The organism is Microbacterium sp. (assembly GCF_029263575.1).
Taxonomy (GTDB): domain Bacteria; phylum Actinomycetota; class Actinomycetes; order Actinomycetales; family Microbacteriaceae; genus Microbacterium.
Window position 1 is genome coordinate 1 of record NZ_JAJUFV010000021.1, and the last position, 17,985, is coordinate 17,985.

Consider the following 17,985-nt stretch of genomic DNA (forward strand, 5'->3'; position numbering starts at 1 on the left):
CGCGGCAGCTGGAAGCACGAGACCGTCGCGCTCGGCACGAACACCGACCCGTATCAACGCGCCGAAGGCCGCTACAAGCTCATGCCCGACATCATCCGATCTCTGGCAGAGTCCGGCACGCCCTTCTCGATCCTCACCAAGGGCACGCTGATCCGACGCGACATCCCATTGCTCATCGAGGCTGCCCGATCCGTGCCGATCGATGTGCAGATGTCGATCGCGATGTACGACGACGAGCTGCAGCGCTCGGTCGAACCGGGGACACCCTCGACCCAGGCTCGCCTCGACACAGTGCGCGCGCTGACCGACGCCGGTTTCCGCGTCGGCGTCTTTCTCATGCCGATCCTGCCGCATCTCACCGACTCCGTCGAGGCAATCGACCATGCGCTGCGACGCATCCGCGCCGCCGGGGCCGATCACGTCATCTATGGCGCGCTGCACCTGCGCACCGGTGTGAAGCCCTGGTTCATGCAATGGCTGCAGCGCGAGCACCCCGAACTGATGTCGTCGTACCGCGCTCTGTACCCGGGCGTCGCCGCGGAAGCACCGAAAGCGTACCGGCAGTGGCTGTCGAAGCGAACGCGACCCCTCATCCGTGTGCACGGGCTCGAGGCGAGATCCGACGACGATCTTCCGATGCGAAAACTATCGGCGGCGCCACGGCGAGACCCACGACCACAGCCGCCGCCGGCGCCCACTCTGTTCTGACGCGTCGACTCAGTGCTTGATGAGTTGGCTCAGTGCTTGACGCGTTGGCTCAGTGCTTGACGAGTTGCGCTCCGTCTGCCCGTCGGTTCAGTGCTTGACGAGTTGGGCTCCGTGCTCGACGAGTTGCGCTCCGTCTGCCCGTAGGCTCAGTGTTCATGGCAATCGGTTCTACGATCCTCACCTTCAGCGTGCAGTTGGCAGACATGGATCGCGGCGTTTATGACGACTTCTCGTTGCGCGTCGCACGGCATCCGTCAGAGACCGACGCCTACATGGTGACGCGGCTGCTCGCCTACTGTCTCGAATACGAAGATGGCATCACGTTCAGCGAGGGCATCTCCACCACCGACGAGCCCGCCGTCCTGGTGCGCGACCTCACCGGCGCGGTCACAGCCTGGATCGAAGTCGGCGCGCCAGACGCCGAACGTCTGCACTTCGGCAGCAAACTCGCCGACCGCGCCCGCGTGTACACCCACCGCGACCCCGCCAAGGTCATCGCCGCCTGGGCCGGCAAACGCATCCACAACGCCGAAGCCATCGACGTGCGCAGTTTCGACCCCGGATTCATCGACGATGCCGTGCGACTGCTGGAACGCCGCAACATGCTCACGCTGACGGTGACAGAGAGCCAGCTGTACCTCGATCTCAACGGCACGACGCTGAGTTCAGCCGTGCATACCCACCCCGCCGCATAACCACGAGGTCAGGCGGTGAGGTCAGCGTCGCTCGGCATCCGTCCTGCGATCTCCTCGATGAGGTCGTCACCGACGCGGGCCTGCTCGAACGGCGCATCGATCTCGGCGCGTCCGAGCAGTTCGGTCATGCGGCGCTGACGCTGCCGTGTGATGAGCGTCACGACCCGACCTGAACGGCCTGCACGGCCTGTGCGTCCGGCGCGATGCATGTACGTCTTGTACTCATCCGGCGCATCCGCCTGCACCACCAGATCGATGTCGTCGACGTGAATGCCGCGAGCGGCGACGTCCGTGGCGACCAGCACATTCACCCGGCCAGAGGTCAACCGCTGCAGGTTGCGCGTGCGCTTGGCCTGGTTGAGATCGCCGTGCAGTGAGACCGCCGGAATCCCAGCGTCATCGAACTGCTCCGCCAGCATCTCGGCATACGCCCGCGTGCGAGAGAACACGAGCGTCTTGCCCTCGCGATCCACCAGCGACGACAGAATCTCAGCCTTGTCGCGGTGATCGATCACCAGCACGCGATGCTCGATCGTGCTCGACCCCTGATCCTCACCGGCCACCTCATACACGGCTGGGTCAACCAGGAACTCGTCGACGAGAGCCGCGACCTCACGATCGAGCGTCGCCGAGAACAGCAGCTTCTGGCTGCCCTCGCGCGTCTGACGGAGAATGCGCTGCACCGGCTCGACGAAACCCAGCTCACACATGTGATCAGCCTCATCGAGCACCGCGATGCGACAGTCCGACAGGTCGAGCTTGCCCTGATTGATGAGATCTTCGACACGACCGGGCGTACCGATCACGATGTCGACGCCCTTCTTCAACGCACCGACCTGACGCCCCTGCGGGACACCACCATAGATCTGTGTGGTGAACAGCCCCACGCTACGCGCAATGGGCTGGATCGTGCGATCGATCTGCAACGCCAGCTCACGCGTCGGAGCGAGAATGATCGCCCGCGGCGAGCGCCCGAACTCACGACGCTTGCCCGCCTGCGACGTCAGCACGCTCTCGACCAGCGGCGCCCCGAACGCGATCGTCTTGCCCGAGCCCGTCCGGCCCCGACCGAGCACATCGCGCCCCTCGAGGATCGACGGAATCGTCGCAGCCTGAATGGGGAACGGAGCATCCGCCCCCAGGTTGCTCAACGTCTCGACAATGTTCGACCCGAGTCCCAGGTCAGCAAACGACACGCCCTCCACCTCGGGAGCGGCAACCACCTTCGCGGCGAGCTTCTCGTGCACGACATCCTCGGTCGGCTGGAAAGGCTTCGGCGCGGTCTTGTTCCAGTCGTCGCGGCTCGGGCGGTGATCGGCATCGCGGTTCGAGCCGGCGTCGCGGTTCGAGCCGGAGCCGCGGTTGGGGCGCGAGTCAGTGCGACGGTCTGAGTTGCGATCTGAACGCGGGTCAGAACGGCGGCCAGAGCGGTGAACGTCGTCACGGGTGAAACGCGGGTGATCCTCCCTGCGCGGACGGTCGTCGAACCGCGAACGGTCATCCCGACGCGGACGCTCATCCCGACGCGGGCGCTCGTCCCGACGGGGGCGGTCATCGAACCGCGAACGGTCATCCCGACGCGGACGCTCGTCCCGACGCGGACGCTCGTCGAAGCGCGGACGCTCGTCCCGACGCGGACGGTCATCGAACCGCGAACGGTCATCCCGACGCGGACGCTCATCGAAGCGCGGGCGATCCTCCCTGCGCGGACGCTCATCCCGACGGGGACGCTCGTCGAAGCGCGGACGCTCGTCCCGACGATGCGGAGCCTCGCGCCGGCCAGATTCTGCACGGTTGCGGATGCCGCGAGCCTCATCGCGACCGGCACGCTCCTGCGGGCTCCACCGACGCTTCGACGCGGCGCCCGCCTCCTCCGGGCGGTAACCGCGGTGCTTCGGGCTGCGGCTTCCCGGACGGCGATCGTCACCAGCCTCCCCGCGTGCGGGCCGGCGCTCACCGGCATCCTGACGCCCGGCATCCGCTCGCCCGGCTTCCTGACGCCAGTCGGCCTGGCGGTCCGTACGCTGACGCCCGGCATCCGAGCGCCCACCACGGCCGCCCTCGGCGCGACCGGCGTGACGGTCATAGGACGATGACTTCTTCGCGCCGTAGCGCGGCTCGAAGTTGCGAGAGGGTCGGCCGCCCTGCGGCTTCTTGTTCTTGGGCACGGTCATTCCTTCTGATTCTCTGCACGAGAACAGCACCCGGCGCATATGCGCTTCCGCCATCGGTCGCACGCTGCACAGCGCCGCAACCTGCGGAGATCGTCTTCCGGGACGAGGGCCATTCATGTGATGGTTCATGCGCGTCGAGTGACGCTCACCATCGGCCCCTGGACTCACACTGAGACAAACTTCCGCGCCCTTCGCTCTCGAAGCGGCACGGCTGTCCGAAGCCGACCCCACGATTCTACCCGACCCGCCTGTGAGCGACCCGCGTACGATATGGGGCGTGAGTTCGAAATCCCCCACCGGAACACAGGTCCACCTCCGCCGCGGCGACGTCTCAGCGCAGATCGCTCAGGTCGGAGCATCCCTCCGCGGCCTCACCATCGGCGGCGTCGATCTCATCGCCAGATACCCGGAGTCCGACCCGACGCCCTCCTGCTCCGGCGTCGTGCTCGCCCCCTGGCCGAACCGGGTGCGCGACGGAAAGTGGAACGACAACGGCACCACGCGCCAGCTCGCCATCACGGAGCCGAAGTTCAACAACGCCAGCCACGGACTGCTGCGCTTCACCGCCTATGACATCGAGCAGACGGATGCCTCAGCCACCCTGAGCGCGACGATCCACCCGCAGACCGGATACCCGTACGAGATCGCCACGGCCGTCACCTACACGCTCACCGACGCCGGCATCACCGTCACGCACACATTGACGAACAGGTCGGATGCCGCAGCCCCCGTCGCCCTCGGCACCCACCCGTTCGTCACGATCGGCGATGTCGAGCCCCGTAACCTCGTGCTTCGCCTCGCTGCGAAGACACTGCTCGAGACAGACGAGCGGATGCTCCCGCTCCGAGCGACCCCCGCCCCTGACGAGATGCGCACCGGAGTGCGGCTGGGCGGCATCGCGCTCGACACCGGCTTCGCCGACCTGATTCGCGACGACGACGGCAACGCCCGGCACAGCCTCACCGCGCCGGACGGGCGGCAGGTCACCCTCTGGCAGGGGCCCGGCTTCGACTTCGTTCAGGTGTACACGAGCATGAACTATCCGGGCCAGACCCTCGCCGTCGCCATCGAGCCCATGAGCGCACCGGTCGACGGGCTGAACAGCGGGCTCGGCATCCGACGCCTCGTCCCCGGCGAGACGTGGACGCTTTCCTGGGGCATCGCGCTCAGCTAGCCCGGCCTGAATCCGAACTGGCGGACGGCCTACGGATGCTGCTGGCGCAACTCGCGTCGCGTCAGCGCGTGCTCCACCAGTGGCGCATCGGGGTCGGGATCGTCGGCGTCACCGGCGTCTGACGAGCCGGCATCCGGCCCGGCCTTGCGCGCGCGACGGCGCTCCTTCGCCCCCTCGACGAGGTTGTACAGCGTCGGTAGCACGATCAACGTCAGCACGGTGGACGACACCAGGCCGCCGATCACGACGATCGCGAGCGGCTGCGAGATGAATCCGCTGTGTCCGGTGATGCCCAGCGCCATCGGCGTCAGGGCGAAGATCGTCGCCAGCGCCGTCATGAGAATCGGCCGCAGCCTCTTCTCGCCGCCAGCCATCACCGCGTCCTGAGCAGACAGTCCCTTCTCGCGATACTGATTCACGAGATCGACGAGCACGATGGCGTTGGTCACCACGATGCCGATCAGCATCAGCACACCGATGAGCGACGCGACGCCCAGTGGAACCCCCGTGACGATCTGCAGCAGAATCGCACCCGTCGCCGCGAACGGCACCGAGATGAGAAGCAGCAGCGGCTGCCGCAGCGACTTGAACGCCGCGACCATCACGACATAGACGATGAGGATCGCCGCCAGCATCGCCAGGCCCAGCTGCGAGAACGAGTCGGCCTGCTGCGACGCGACACCGCCCACCTCGGCGCTCGTGCCGTCGGGCAGGTCGACGGCTTCGAGAGCAGCCGTGACCGACGCTGTCGCCACCGCGAGGTTGTCGGATGCCGGCGGCACCGTCACGGTCGCTGTTCGCCTGCCCTGCTCGGTCGTGATCGAGGTCGGACCCTGTCGCTCTTCGACCGCCGCGATGTCCTGCAGCTCGACCATGCCCAGTGCGCTCGGAATCTCGAGCGTACGCAGCTCGGCCACCGTCGCCGGCGGCTCGTTCGCGGCGATGTACACCGTCAAAGACGTGTCATCGAGCTCAATAGAACCCGCCTGCGCCGGACGCATCGTGCTCGAGACCAGCGAGCCCACCGCGACCTCAGAGAGTCCGCGATCAGCCGCCGCTTGACGATCGACGGCCACGGCGATATACGGCAGCGACGCGGCCAGATTGTCGGTGACCGCTCCGATGCCGTCGCGGCCCTCGAGCTCTGCGGTGACCGCCTCGGTCGCCTCGGCGAGCGCGTCACCGCCCGGTGCCGTGATGTTCACCTCGATATCGCTGGATCCGAAGCCGGCCGCCGCGTTCACGCTGATCTCACCGACGTCTTCGAGGTCGTCGACAGCGGCCAGCACGTCTGAGCGCAACTGCTCCTGATCGACATCCGCCGACGTCATGATCGAGTACGTCACACCCGCGCCGCCGGAGAAGGCATCCATGAGCGACGACCCGCTCGAACCGATCGACACCTGCACGTTCTCGATGCCGTCGACGTCCTCGAGAGCGTCTTCGACGACGGTGGCTGCGGCATCTTTCGTCGCCAGACTCGCGGTCGGGCCGAGATCCTGCGTCACCGTCATCGTGTTCTGACCCGAATCGCTGAGGAAGTTGATCTTCATCAGCGGAGCCGCCGCGAGCGTCGCACCGAGCACCACGACGGCGATCAGCACCGTGAGGCCCGAGTGCTTCAGCGTCCAGCTGAGAACCGGACGGTAGGCCTTCTGCAGCTTCGTGGGCGGCGCATCCGGATGCTCGGGGTCGATGACCGTGCCCTCATCGTCGACGAGCTCCTTGCCGGGGCGCAGGAACCAGTACGCCAGCACGGGAACGATCGTCAACGACACCAGCAGCGACGCCACCATCGCGATCGTCACAGTCATCGCAAACGGCCGGAACAGCTCGCCCACCATGTCGCCGACGAACACGATCGGCAAGAACACGGCGACCGTGGTGATCGTGGACGCTGTGATGGCGCCAGCCACTTCGCGCACACCGAGCCGGATCGCATCGCCCTTGCGCGCGTCGCCGACGTAGTGGCGTTTGATGTTCTCGATGACGACGATCGAGTCGTCGACCACGCGTCCGATGGCGATCGTCAGCGCTCCGAGGGTGAGCACGTTCAATGAGTACCCGAACGCCTGCAGCCCGATGAAGGTGATGAGCACGCTCGTGGGGATCGAGATCGCCGTGACCAGCGTCGAACGGATCGACATCAAGAACACGAGGATGACGATCACGGCGAAGACGAGACCCAGAAGACCCTCGGTCGCGAGAGTCTCGATCGACTGCTGAATGAACGGCGCCTGGTCGAACACGACCGTGAAATCGGCATCCGGGAACGTCTCGGACAGCTCGTCGATCGCAGCGAGCACACCCGTCGACACCTCGACGGTGTTCGCGGCAGGAAGCTTGGTGATCGAGATCGACAGCGCGTCCTCACCGTTCACGCGCGAGATCGACGTGGTGGGGTCGTTCTCCAGCTCGACGGTCGCGACGTCTTGGATCGTGGCATCCGTGCCGACCAGCGGCAGCGCCGCCAGCTCGTCGACCGACGTGAGCTTCTCGCCCGTCTGCACCGTGAGGGTCTCGCCCTCTTCCGTGATGTCGCCACCCGGGAAGAGCGTGCCATTCTGATCGAGCGCGTCGCGAATGGCCTGGCTGCTCACGCCCGCGGCGGCGAGCTTCGCGTTGTCGGGCGTGATCGTGACACGCTGTCCGACCCCGCCGACGATCTCAGCCGCGTTGACGCCGTCGACATCTTCCAGCTCCGGGATGGCGACGTTCTCGAGATCGGCCTGCGCCGTCTCGGCATCGTCGAAACCCGTCACCGCGACCTGAATGACCGGGAAATCGTCGATCGACACCGACAGCACCTGCGGCTCGACGTCGTCGGGCAGCTGCGAGGAGATGCGGTTGATCGACTGCTGCATCTTCTGCTCGGCGGTGGCGAGATTCTCGCCATACGTGAACGTCGCCTGGATGATCGAGGCATTGGTCGTGCTCGTGGCGCTGGTCGATTCCAACCCGGGCACGCCCTGGATCGCGTTCTCGATCGGCGTCGACACATCGTTCTCTACGACCTCGGGCGAAGCGCCCGGGTACGACGTCATCACCACGAGTGCGGGCAGCTCCAGCGACGGGATGAGCTCTTGCTTGAGGTTCGTCAGCGCGAGCCCACCGAACACAGCGGCGACGATTGTGATGAGGGCGATGAGCGCGCGGTTGCGCAGGCTCAGAACAGCGAGTTTCGACAAGGGCGTGTCTCTCGGTCATGAAATGGCGCGGCAGGGAGCGCCGACAGTATTTCACAGCGACCATTCAGGATGCTGTGAGCTGGGCCATCCGTCAGATGAGTCCACCCACGACGAGACCCGCGACAGCCGCGACGGCAGCCGCCGCGAACGTTCCGAGCAGGTGCACGACAGAGGCCGGACGTTCGCCGTCCCGCCACAGCACCAAAGTGTCGAGCATGGCCGTGCTGAAGGTCGTGTAGCCCCCGAGGAGCCCGGCGCCGACGATGAATGCCTGATCGGGAATGGAAGCTGTAACCAGGCCCAGCACGAACGATCCGGTGACGTTCACCAGCACGATTCCCCACGGAAAGCGCCCAGTGGTGAGCTTCGTCACGCCGGTATCGGCGAGGTAGCGCAGGGCAGCGCCCACACCGCCGGCGACGCAGGCGATGACGAATATCACCGCCGTCATCGAGGTCGCCTCCTGCCCAACCGCTCGCCCAGCACCGCCGCACCGACGCCGACCGCAAGGCTCGCCAGGGCATACGATGCCGCCACGAACGGAGCATCCGTCCAGAGCTCGACGGTACCCACGGCAAGAGCGCTGTAGGTGGTGAAACCGCCCAGAACACCCGTGCCGAAGAAGATGCGCAGTTCGGAGAGAGCCTGCACTCTCGCGGCGAGCACGCCGATGAGGAGGGCGCCGAAGGCGTTGACGATGAGCGTCGCCAGGGGAAACCCTGCAGCGGAATCCGGGATGAGCAGGGCGATCGCAAGCCGCGCCGCTGTGCCCAGCGTTCCCCCGAGAAGAACCAGGAGGAGTCGACGGATCACGATGGCAACTCTAGTCGTGCCCTGCCCCGGGCATGCCACCGCACCCATCAGATGTCAAGGGCGTGTGAGCAGAGCTGCGCGCGGCATTGACTGCATACATGACTGCGCTGTGGAAAGCTGCCCGCCCGACTCCGACCGGCTCACCGTTCGACGCCGGCGCCCGCCACGACGTCGTCGTGGTCGGCGCGGGGCTGACGGGCCTCTCCACCGCGGTGATGCTCGCACGCAGAGGGCTCGACGTCGCCGTGATCGATGCCGGTGACGTCGCGGAGCTTGCGACAGGAGCGAACACCGGAAAGATCTCGCTCCTGCAAGGGCAGCGCCTCGCGGCGATCCGTCGCGAGCACTCGGCCGCGCTCGTGCGCGCGTACGTCGATGCCAACCGCGCCGGAATGGACTGGCTGACCGCGTTCGCCGACTCCGCCGGCGTCGGCTACACGCGGCGCACAGACCTTTCCTACGCCCAGAGCATCGGCGGCATGGATGCGGTCCGCGCGCAGCACGAGGCAGCCCAGGAAGCGGGTCTGGCCACGCGGATGCTCACGGCCGCAGAGCTGCCGATGGTGCCGTTTCCAGCACACGGCGCGGTCGCGCTCGATGATCAAGTGACGATCGATCCCATGCTGGTCGCGCAGTCTCTGGCCGCAGCGCTTCTCGAAGCGGGCGGCACCCTGCACACCGGCATCCGCGTCACTGGCGCGCATGCGCTGCCAGAGCCTCGCGTCGATACCGCCGCCGGCCCCCTGTTCGCACGGCACATCGTGCTCGCAACCGGAACGCCGATCATCGACCGCGGGCTGTACTTCGCTAAGGTGCGGGGGACGCGCTCGTACTGCGTCTCGTTCCGACTACCCGGCGACGCGCTCGATCAGACGTTCATCTCGCTCGACGGGCCGACCCGCTCGATTCGCCCGGTGTCGGAATCGGATGGCCCCGCAGGCTCGGCGCAGCTCGTGGTGGGCGGCAACGGTCATCCGGTCGGCCGATCCGAGGGCGAGCGCGCTGCCATCGACGACCTCGTGTCGTGGACCAGGCAGCACTTCCCCGGCGCCGAGGAGACCCATCGCTGGTCGGCACAGGACTACGAGTCGCACAACCTCGTCCCGTTCGTCGGCGCGCTGCCGCGGGGGCTCGGGCGCATCCGGTTCGCCACGGGCTACGCCAAGTGGGGCCTGTCGAACGCGCCCGCTGCTGCCCTGCGACTGACAGCCGAGATCACCGGCACGCCCCGATCCGCCCGGCCGAAGTGGATGACGACGATCGGCACACGACTCACGGTGCCCTCGGATATCGGACGAGGTGCAGCCGAGGGCGCTCGGGTCGCCGTCGAACTCGCCGATGGATGGGCAGAGGCCGAAGGCCGAGCGGTTCCCGTCGACCGGCCGCGCGAGGGCGAAGGCACCATCGCCCACCGGGCGGGCCGCCCCGTGGCAATCTCAACGGTGGGTGGCGTCACCCGCGGCATCAGCGCCGTGTGCACGCACCTCGGCGGCGTGCTCGACTGGAACGATGCTGAATGCACGTGGGACTGTCCGCTCCATGCCTCGCGCTTCGCGCCGGACGGCACACGCATCGAAGGGCCCGCACTGCGCGACCTGAAGAAGCTGCGTTGAGCACCGTTCACGGTGCGGCCGGGGCATCCCAGCCCTCTTGCGGCGTCTCACAACTCTCGCGGAAGACGTACTGCGAGATGCGCTTGCGCTGGCTGCTCGACCAGTCGATCGCCGGACGGCGCTGCTCCGGCGGCAGATAGCCCAGCCGATACACCGCCATCAGCTCGAGATCGTCGGGAACGCTCAGCAGGCGCACGATCTCGTCCCAGCGACCCGGAGTCTCCATCGGGAAGGAGACGAACTGGATGCCCATGCCGAGTTCGACCGTGGTGAGCCAGATGTTCTCCATCGCCGCGCCCATGCTGAAGACGGAGTAGAAGGACGACAGCTGACCGGGCCGGTATTCGCTGCGATCGAGCATCACGCCCAGCAGCAGCGGAGAGCCCGCGACGAGCCGGCGGTTCTCGGTACCGAGCGTCTTCGGCACGCCGAAGGCATTCATCAGGGTCTGGCCGCGCTTGGTGAACACCTGACTGGTGAAAGGACGAAGCGCGGCGGGCAGCTTGTCGAAGAGCATTCCGCTGCGCTTGTCATCCATCTCGGCCTGACTGAAGCGGAAGTACGGCTTGTACCGCTCGAAGAAAGTGCCGTTCGACATCGTCTCGGTCATACTCTCGCCGGAGATGCGCGCGATCTCGTCGATCGTGCCGCGACTCTCGATGACGACGAATCGCCAGGGCTGGCTGTTCAGCTGCGATGGCGCGCGACCCGCCGCTTCCAGCAGGATCCGCTGATGCTCCGCAGAGACCGGATCGGGCAGGAAGGCGCCGTTCGTGGTCTTCCGGCGGCGGATGGCATCGAGCAGCTCCATACGATCACTTCCCTTCGGGGACGCGGCGGCGCGAACGGACGAGGCTCGCGGCGAAGAACGGGGCGGCGGCGAGCGCGATGAGCGGATGCCGCCGGCCCCGAGTGCCGCCATACGGGATAAGCGCGAGCGGCACGGCGGCGGGCATCAGTGCGCATGCCGCATGCCGATTCGTCGGCCGCGCTCTGCCCCACCACGCGGTGGTCACAGCGGCGGCCGTACTCGCGCACGTGGCGATGTACAGGGCATGATGCAGCCATCTGACGCCACTGGTGTCGACGACCTTCGTCGCCACGGCTGCCCCCAGCGCGCAGTTCGCTGCATAACTCACCGCTGCCGCCGTGAACAGCGGTGCCGCGGTATTCATCCTCTGGCGCGGGCGCATGCCTCGACCCTACGCTTGCGCCCCGGCGATTCTCCGGAGGTGCCGGCGACTAGAGGTTCGCCTCGGCGTAGATCTGCAGGGCATCGCGCACAAACTCGGCGCCGCTGGTGTCGCCGTCGGCGATGGCGTAGTTCGCGCCGAAGCGCGGATCGGAGACGTACATCTCCGCGAGCCCCAGCACATAGGCCTTTACCTCAGAATTCGGTCCCTGATCCTGTCGAAAGGCGAACGCCGGCGTTCCGGGAGTGCCGCTCAGCCACTCGACGTGACGCTCCGCGAGCTCCTGCGCCTCGCCCGAAGCCGGATCGGCCCCGTTTTTCGCAGCGAGGGTCCAGTCGTGGGCGAGCTCGGCCACCCGCTCCTGCCAGGCGGTGCGCTCGTCATCAGACAGGCCACGCCACCAGCTGTCGCCCTCGGCGTAGGCTTTCTTTCCCCAGCGCGCCTCGACCTCTTCCCGATGCTGAGTATGGTCGAACCCGTCGAACATCTTCTCTGCCATGATCTCTTCTCCTTCGCTCAATGACGTGATGGTTGATTCGACCGACGCGATCTGTCGCGCCAGCCGGTTCTGTTCCTCGCGCAGGTACGCGAGATGGGTCACGAGAGCGGATGTCGCTTCGACAGGCTCAGCATTCGAGGGGCCGCCGAGGACCTCGGCGATCTGCGCGAGACCGAGCCCGAGTTCGCGCAGCAGCAGAATCCGCTGCAACCGCACGAGCGCGGCCTGGTCATAGTGCCGATAGCCGTTGTGCGCGATGCGCGACGGCCTCAGCAGCCCGATGTCGTCGTAGTGACGCAGCGTCCTGCTCGTGGTGCCGACCAACCGTGCGATCTCTTGGATCGACCAGTCACGTGTGCTCACGGCATCCTCCCTTCCGTTCTCGATATCTCCACTGTAAAAGTTGACGTCGCGTCAAGGTCAAGCCGCCAGCCGATCTCTTCGAATCGCGCAAATTGCTGCATCCGGCGCCGAGATCCAGCAGTTCAAGCGATTCGAAAGGAGGCAGGGTGCAAACTCGCGATATATCGTGTTACTGTTGCAACGCGATATATCGCGACTCATACGACTCAGGAGAGAACCCATGACCGAGAAGTGGCTCATCGCCCCCGGCGAAGAACGCGTGATCGACATCGCCCAGGCGACCCGGCTCAAAGTCAGCCTCGTCGGCGGTCAGGTCGATGTCGTCGCGCACGACGAACCCGGCATCCGAATCGAAGTGCACGGGGTGACCATAAAAGATCTGCGCATCGAATCCAGCGGCACCGAGATCGAGATCGACCACCCGCAGCTGGGCTGGGACAACTTCCTCGAGGTGTTCCGCAACTTCGGCTCCGGCGGACCGCGTGCCGAAGTCAGCGTTGCTGTTCCCCGCGCCATCGCCCTCAATCTCGGCGTCGTCAGCGCTGGCGCACTCGTCTCGGGCATCGCCAACGACGCCCGCCTCAACACGGTCTCGGGCGACCTCATCGTCGACACGCACACCGGCGACCTCACGCTGAACTCGGTCTCGGGCGACGTGCAGGTGCGCGGTCTCACCGGGTCAGCCACGGCGAACAGCGTCTCGGGCGACATCGCGATCACCGGCTCCGTGCGCAAGACGAGCGTCGACACTGTCTCAGGCAGCATCTGGGTCGATGCCACAGGCGCGGTCAACACCATCAATGTGAACACCGTCGCCGGAAACACCACCATTCGCCTGGAAGAGACGCTGCCTGCCACGTTCGTCGTGCGCTCCATGAGCGGTGGGGTGCTCATCGACGGCATCGATCGCGGCAATTCCGGGCCGACCAACTACACCGGTTCGACCGGCGAGCTGGCGGGTTCGTTCGTCGACATCCGCACGAACTCCGTCTCGGGCGACACGACGGTGCTGCGCAAGGCCCTCACCTCGGTCGCCGACGACCCGGAGTGGGAAGCATGACCCCCGCTGTCTTCTCGCACGGCGACCTGCGACTTTACCTGCTGTCGCTGCTCGCCGAAGCGCCACAGCACGGCTACGGCATCATCCAGGCGCTCACCGACCGCACCGGCGGAACCTACACGCCCAGTGCCGGCACCATATACCCGCGCCTCGCAAAGCTCGAAGAAGAGGGCCTGGTATCGAAGTCGGTCGACGGTCGCACGACGATCTATGCGATCACGGATGCCGGTCGCGCCGAACTCGCCGAGCGCGAAGGCGACCTCGCCGGCATCGAATCCGGCCTCGCCGATTCGGTGCGCCTCATCGCCAACGAGGTCAGACAGAGCGTGCAGGACGCCATGAAGAGTCTGCGCGCCGACCTGGCATCGGCCACGCACGACGATCGCAGCGCGGCTAAGTCCCGCCCCAGCTCGAGCACCCGCACCCCGGAGGGCCGAGCTTCCAGCCGCGAGCAGCTGCACCGCGCCGATGCCATCGTCAACGCCTTTCGCGCGCGCGTTCGCACTGACCTGCGCACGCATGTGGCCCGTGGGGGCACGCTGGCCGAGTCGGTCGTGACCGAACTCGAGACGGCTCTGGATGCGGCGGCACACGCCGTCACGCAGACGCTGGGACCATCCGACCGCTGAATCGTTCGCCGAGCCCCCGTCTTGTCGCCGAGTCGCAGAAACGTTTGCACGACGGGGCTCGATGCGAAGACGGTGGCTCGGCTCTTGTGGAACCGGCTATTCCGTCCAGATCTCAGTCTGGTCGTCGGGGACTTCTTCTTCCAACGGCACGACGAGGATCGAGCGGTGCTGCCGATGAGCCAGACGCGCGGCGACCGACCCGGTGAAGAACTCGCGGATCGACTCGCCGAGCCCCCGCTTGCGCGTGCCCACGACGATCAGCTGAGCGTCGAGTCGGTTCGCGAGCTTCTTGATCGCGAGGGCGGGATCTCCGACCAGCTGCCTGGCCGTCCAGGTGAGCCCGCTGTCGGCCAGCGTCTCGGCGGCGGCGGCTTCGACCTCTTCGAACTCCGCGACACCGGATTCGAGGTTGAGGTCGATCGGCGCGGAGTGCACATACCCGTCCGGGTCCTCATACGTGACGAAGCGCGTGACGTCGACGTGCGCCACCACGAGCGGAGCGCTCAGCAGGGTCGCGTAACGAGCGGCTTCCTGCAACACGTGCTGCGCCTGACCGGGTTGCATGCCGACGATGACGGCTTTCTGCAGGGCAGCATTCTGCTCCGCTTCGTCGGACGGGGAGGAGGCGGCATCTGTCATGAGAATCGGTCCCTTCACGTACCCGTGAAGGCCAGGGGGCCTGGCCCTCGTGCTATCCTGAATGCTACTCTTACCGGCCGCGCGCCGGTGTCGTGAAATGCATCGGGCACTCGATTGTCCGACTGCTTAACTCGTGAGGGGGTCTCGCGCATGGGCCGTGGCCGTCAAAAGGCGAAGCACACAAAAATCGCCCGCGAACTCAAGGCGTACAGTCCGGCTGTGAACTATTCCGCGCTGGAGCGCGAACTTGCTCAGCCAGCGGACGAAGACGCCTACGTCGACAAGTGGGCTGACGATTACGCAGACGAAGACGAGGACGAGCTCGAACGAGCTTGACGTCTTCTGACGCTGACCCCGCAACTTCGGTAGCGGGGTCTTTGTCGTGCCTGTACCGGGATGCGTGCCAGCACCAGCACCGGCGTCGGCGGGGTCACCACCGCCCGTGACGGCGCTCCCACTCTTCCTCGACGGTGCGACGGCGTCCGGCGATGATCCCGAACGGAATCGTCACGACGAGCACGCCGCCGATCACCAGCAGCGGGAGAGTCCAGCTGCCGCTGATCTCGTGCAGCACGCCCACCAGCAGCGGGAACGCGGCAGCGATGATGTAGCCGGCGCCCTGCACGAAACTGCTCAACGCCACTGCACTCTCGGGCGTGCGCGAGCGGATGCTGATGAGCACCAGCGCGAGCGGGAACATCACGCCCACGATTCCGAACAGCCCGGTCCACAGCCACACGGTCACGGTGTTCGACCAGAACAGCAGTCCGGTCACCCCGACCAGCCCGCACAGCAGCGCAACGACGTAGAGCGGCCGCGTGGCCTGGAACCGCACCACCAGCACCGGCACAAGCAGCGACGCGGGCAGACTCATGATCGCGAACAGCGACAGCAGCAGACCCGCGGCGGTGGCCGAGACCCCGTCGATCTCGGAGACGATCGACGGCAGCCACGCGAACGACGTGTACGCCATGATCGACGATGTACTGAACACGACCGCGATCGACCAGGCCAACGGCAGCCGCACCAGGCGCGCGAATGTGCGCGAGTTTCTCGGCGCGGTCACGATGGGCCCCGTCGACAGCTCGGCGGGATCCGTGACGGCGTGCGCTCCGGTGGCCTCGCTCGGCTTCTGCACAGCCACCGGGCGCGTCTCGACCACCGCGTTCGTGCGCCCCGTGACCAACATGATGATCCACGGAAGCACACCGGCGATCGCGAACACTCCCCACAACCCCAGCGACATGCGCCAACCCGCGGCATCCGCCAACGGCACAGCGACCAGCGGCGGCAGGAATGTCGACAAGGACATCGCCGTCGTATAGAGCGTCAGCATCATGCCCAGGCGATCGGGGAAGTACTTCTTCACCAGCGGCGGCACGAGGATGTTCCCCATCCCCACACCGGCGAAGATCAGCGCCGTCGTCGCCAGCAGCGAGACCGACCCCATCGAGAAACCGCGCAGCACGAGTCCGAGCGCTATCGCGCTCAGCGCGATGACCGTGACCCGCTCGAGCCCGAGCCGGCGCTCCAACCCGGGCGTCGCCAGTCCGAAGATCGCGAAGCACACCGGAGGCGCGGTGCCGATGAGTCCGATCACCGCGGTCGGCAGCGGAAACTCGACCGTGATGTAGTCGAGCAGCGGCGAGAGCGACGCGACCGCGGAGCGCAGCGAGAACGCGCACAGAAGAATGCCGAGCACAGCGAGTGCGCGGCCACGCCAGAGCGGCTTCACGGTCATGGCAGCTCGATGATCACGAAGATTGCGAGCTTTCCACCCAGCTCAGGTACTCATCGGTGACATCACCGGTGACGTAGCGGCCGTCGAAGCAACTCATGTCGAGATCGGTGACGTCTGACCCCTCGATGATCGCCGCTTTCAGGTCGTCGATCTCTTGGTAGACGAGGTAGTCGGCGCCGAGCTCTTCCGTGATCTCGCTGATCGTGCGGCCGTGGGCGATCAGCTCATGCTTAGAGGGCATGTTGATGCCGTAGACGTGCTGGTAGCGCACCGGCGGCGCCGCCGAGGCGAACGTGACCGAGAGCGCACCGGCATCGCGTGCCCTCTGGATGATCTGCTTGCTCGTCGTGCCACGCACGATCGAGTCGTCGATCAGCAGCACGTTCTTGCCCCGGAACTCGCTCGACATGGCGTTGAGCTTCTGGCGCACGCTCTTCTTGCGCACGGCCTGGCCCGGCATGATGAAGGTGCGCCCGACGTAGCGGTTCTTGTAGAAGCCCTCGCGGTACTCGATGCCGAGCTTGCGAGCGACCTCCATCGCCGACGGACGAGCCGAGTCGGGGATCGGCATGACCACGTCGATCTTCTCGCGCGGCACGTGCTTGGCGATCGTGTCGGCCAGGCGCTCGCCCATCCGCAGCCGCGACTCGTACACGGCGATGCCGTTCATGACCGAGTCCGGGCGCGCCAGGTAGACGTACTCAAAGGCACACGGAGCGAGCGTTGCATCCTCGGTGCACTGCTGACTGAACATCTCACCGCGATCGTTGATGAAGATCGCCTCGCCGGGAGCAACCTCGCGCACGACATCCCAGTCGCCGTTCTCGAGCACGAGCGACTCGCTGGCGACGACCCACTCGTCGTGCCCCGTGCCCGTGCCGTCGGGGTCGGTGCCGTCGCGGCGCCCCAAGATCAGGGGACGGATGCCGTGCGGGTCGCGAAACGCGAGCAGACCGTATCCGGCGATCACAGCGATCGTCGCATAGGCACCCTCGATGCGGTTCTGCGTGCGCGTCACGGCCTCGAACAGGCGCTCGGGGTCGAGATCGACATCGGATGCCGTCGACTGCAGTTCGCCCGCGAGAACGTTCAGCAGCAGCTCGGTGTCACTGGATGAGTTGAGGTGGCGGCGGTCTCGCTTGGCCATGTCGGCGGTCAGCTCACGCGTATTGGTGAGGTTGCCGTTGTGGATGAGCACGATGCCATACGGCGCGTTGACGTAGAACGGCTGCATCTCCTCCTCGCTGGATGCGGTGCCCTTCGTGGCGTAGCGGACGTGTCCCAGCCCCACGTTTCCCAGCAGGGAGCGCATGTCGCGCGTGCGGAACGCCTCACGCACCATGCCTTCGGCCTTGGTGACGTGCATGACACCGCTCGGCTCTGCCGTGGCGATGCCGGTGGCATCTTGTCCGCGGTGCTGCAGCAGCAGCAGAGCGTCGTAGATATCTTGATTGACCGGGGCGTTTCCGACCACTCCGACGATTCCGCACATGTGC

The 17,985-nt window shown here is 66.4% G+C and carries 17 protein-coding genes; 7 read left to right on the forward strand and 10 right to left on the reverse strand.

What is annotated here, in order from left to right; genetic code table 11:
* Both Q1J95_RS03765 and Q1J95_RS03770 read left to right on the forward strand, forming a co-directional pair.
* Positions 1–708 (forward strand): radical SAM protein (locus Q1J95_RS03765; protein ID WP_300265934.1); only part of this gene is annotated, 708 nt, incomplete at its 5' end.
* A 155-nt stretch (positions 709–863) separates the two neighbouring features.
* On the forward strand, positions 864–1,403 hold the full coding sequence (locus Q1J95_RS03770; protein WP_300265935.1) for a YaeQ family protein: 540 nt from the start codon (positions 864–866) through the stop codon (positions 1,401–1,403).
* An 8-nt stretch (positions 1,404–1,411) separates the two neighbouring features.
* On the opposite strand, the gene Q1J95_RS03775 is transcribed toward Q1J95_RS03770, so the two are convergent.
* Entirely contained in the window at positions 1,412–3,571 is a 2,160-nt protein-coding gene (locus tag Q1J95_RS03775; RefSeq protein ID WP_300265960.1) for a DEAD/DEAH box helicase, read from the reverse strand.
* 283 nt (positions 3,572–3,854) lie between these two features.
* Between Q1J95_RS03775 and Q1J95_RS03780 the strand changes: the two genes are divergently transcribed.
* Positions 3,855–4,751: an aldose 1-epimerase family protein gene (locus Q1J95_RS03780; protein WP_300265936.1), complete on the forward strand. Its 897-nt coding sequence runs from the start codon at positions 3,855–3,857 to the stop codon at positions 4,749–4,751.
* 29 nt (positions 4,752–4,780) lie between these two features.
* On the opposite strand, the gene Q1J95_RS03785 is transcribed toward Q1J95_RS03780, so the two are convergent.
* The 3 genes from Q1J95_RS03785 to Q1J95_RS03795 form a co-directional block, all read right to left on the reverse strand.
* A complete protein-coding gene (locus Q1J95_RS03785) occupies positions 4,781–7,939 on the reverse strand; it encodes an efflux RND transporter permease subunit (RefSeq protein WP_300265937.1) in 3,159 nt (1,052 codons plus the stop codon).
* A 91-nt stretch (positions 7,940–8,030) separates the two neighbouring features.
* A complete protein-coding gene (locus Q1J95_RS03790; protein WP_300265938.1) occupies positions 8,031–8,390 on the reverse strand; it encodes a CrcB family protein in 360 nt (119 codons plus the stop codon).
* Positions 8,387–8,752 carry a CrcB family protein gene (locus tag Q1J95_RS03795; protein ID WP_300265939.1) on the reverse strand — a complete coding sequence of 122 codons (366 nt, stop codon included), beginning with the start codon at positions 8,750–8,752 and terminating at the stop codon, positions 8,387–8,389. Before Q1J95_RS03795 ends, Q1J95_RS03790 begins: the two co-directional genes overlap by 4 nt.
* Positions 8,753–8,850: 98 nt before the next feature.
* On the opposite strand from Q1J95_RS03795, the gene Q1J95_RS03800 reads away from it, so the two are divergent.
* Positions 8,851–10,365 carry an FAD-dependent oxidoreductase gene (locus tag Q1J95_RS03800; RefSeq protein ID WP_300265940.1) on the forward strand — a complete coding sequence of 505 codons (1,515 nt, stop codon included), beginning with the start codon at positions 8,851–8,853 and terminating at the stop codon, positions 10,363–10,365.
* Between the two features lie 7 nt (positions 10,366–10,372).
* On the opposite strand, the gene Q1J95_RS03805 is transcribed toward Q1J95_RS03800, so the two are convergent.
* From Q1J95_RS03805 to Q1J95_RS03815, 3 genes are read right to left on the reverse strand one after another with little or no spacing between them, the layout of a single operon-like run.
* Positions 10,373–11,176, reverse strand: coding sequence for a nitroreductase family protein (locus tag Q1J95_RS03805; protein ID WP_300265941.1), 804 nt, complete (start codon positions 11,174–11,176; stop codon positions 10,373–10,375).
* A gap of 4 nt (positions 11,177–11,180) precedes the next feature.
* Positions 11,181–11,558 carry a hypothetical protein gene (locus tag Q1J95_RS03810; RefSeq protein WP_300265942.1) on the reverse strand — a complete coding sequence of 126 codons (378 nt, stop codon included), beginning with the start codon at positions 11,556–11,558 and terminating at the stop codon, positions 11,181–11,183.
* A 49-nt stretch (positions 11,559–11,607) separates the two neighbouring features.
* The gene (locus Q1J95_RS03815) at positions 11,608–12,420 is read right to left on the reverse strand and encodes a MerR family transcriptional regulator (RefSeq protein WP_300265943.1); all 813 of its coding nucleotides are present in this window, start codon (positions 12,418–12,420) and stop codon (positions 11,608–11,610) included.
* Between the two features lie 220 nt (positions 12,421–12,640).
* Between Q1J95_RS03815 and Q1J95_RS03820 the strand changes: the two genes are divergently transcribed.
* Positions 12,641–13,480: a DUF4097 family beta strand repeat-containing protein gene (locus tag Q1J95_RS03820; RefSeq protein WP_300265944.1), complete on the forward strand. Its 840-nt coding sequence runs from the start codon at positions 12,641–12,643 to the stop codon at positions 13,478–13,480.
* Positions 13,477–14,109 carry a PadR family transcriptional regulator gene (locus tag Q1J95_RS03825; RefSeq protein WP_300265945.1) on the forward strand — a complete coding sequence of 211 codons (633 nt, stop codon included), beginning with the start codon at positions 13,477–13,479 and terminating at the stop codon, positions 14,107–14,109. Before Q1J95_RS03820 ends, Q1J95_RS03825 begins: the two co-directional genes overlap by 4 nt.
* Positions 14,110–14,205: 96 nt before the next feature.
* On the opposite strand, the gene Q1J95_RS03830 is transcribed toward Q1J95_RS03825, so the two are convergent.
* Positions 14,206–14,748, reverse strand: coding sequence for a universal stress protein (locus Q1J95_RS03830; RefSeq protein ID WP_300265946.1), 543 nt, complete (start codon positions 14,746–14,748; stop codon positions 14,206–14,208).
* Positions 14,749–14,898: 150 nt separating this feature from the next.
* Here Q1J95_RS03830 and Q1J95_RS03835 point away from each other — a divergent pair, with 150 nt between their 5' ends.
* Positions 14,899–15,084: a DUF3073 family protein gene (locus Q1J95_RS03835; protein ID WP_300265947.1), complete on the forward strand. Its 186-nt coding sequence runs from the start codon at positions 14,899–14,901 to the stop codon at positions 15,082–15,084.
* A 94-nt stretch (positions 15,085–15,178) separates the two neighbouring features.
* Here the strand turns inward: Q1J95_RS03835 and Q1J95_RS03840 are convergent, their stop codons facing one another.
* Both Q1J95_RS03840 and purF read right to left on the reverse strand, forming a co-directional pair.
* On the reverse strand, positions 15,179–16,489 hold the full coding sequence (locus Q1J95_RS03840) for a CynX/NimT family MFS transporter (RefSeq protein WP_300265948.1): 1,311 nt from the start codon (positions 16,487–16,489) through the stop codon (positions 15,179–15,181).
* Positions 16,490–16,502: 13 nt separating this feature from the next.
* Positions 16,503–17,981, reverse strand: coding sequence for an amidophosphoribosyltransferase (gene purF, locus Q1J95_RS03845; RefSeq protein ID WP_300265949.1), 1,479 nt, complete (start codon positions 17,979–17,981; stop codon positions 16,503–16,505).
* Positions 17,982–17,985 lie beyond the last annotated feature (4 nt).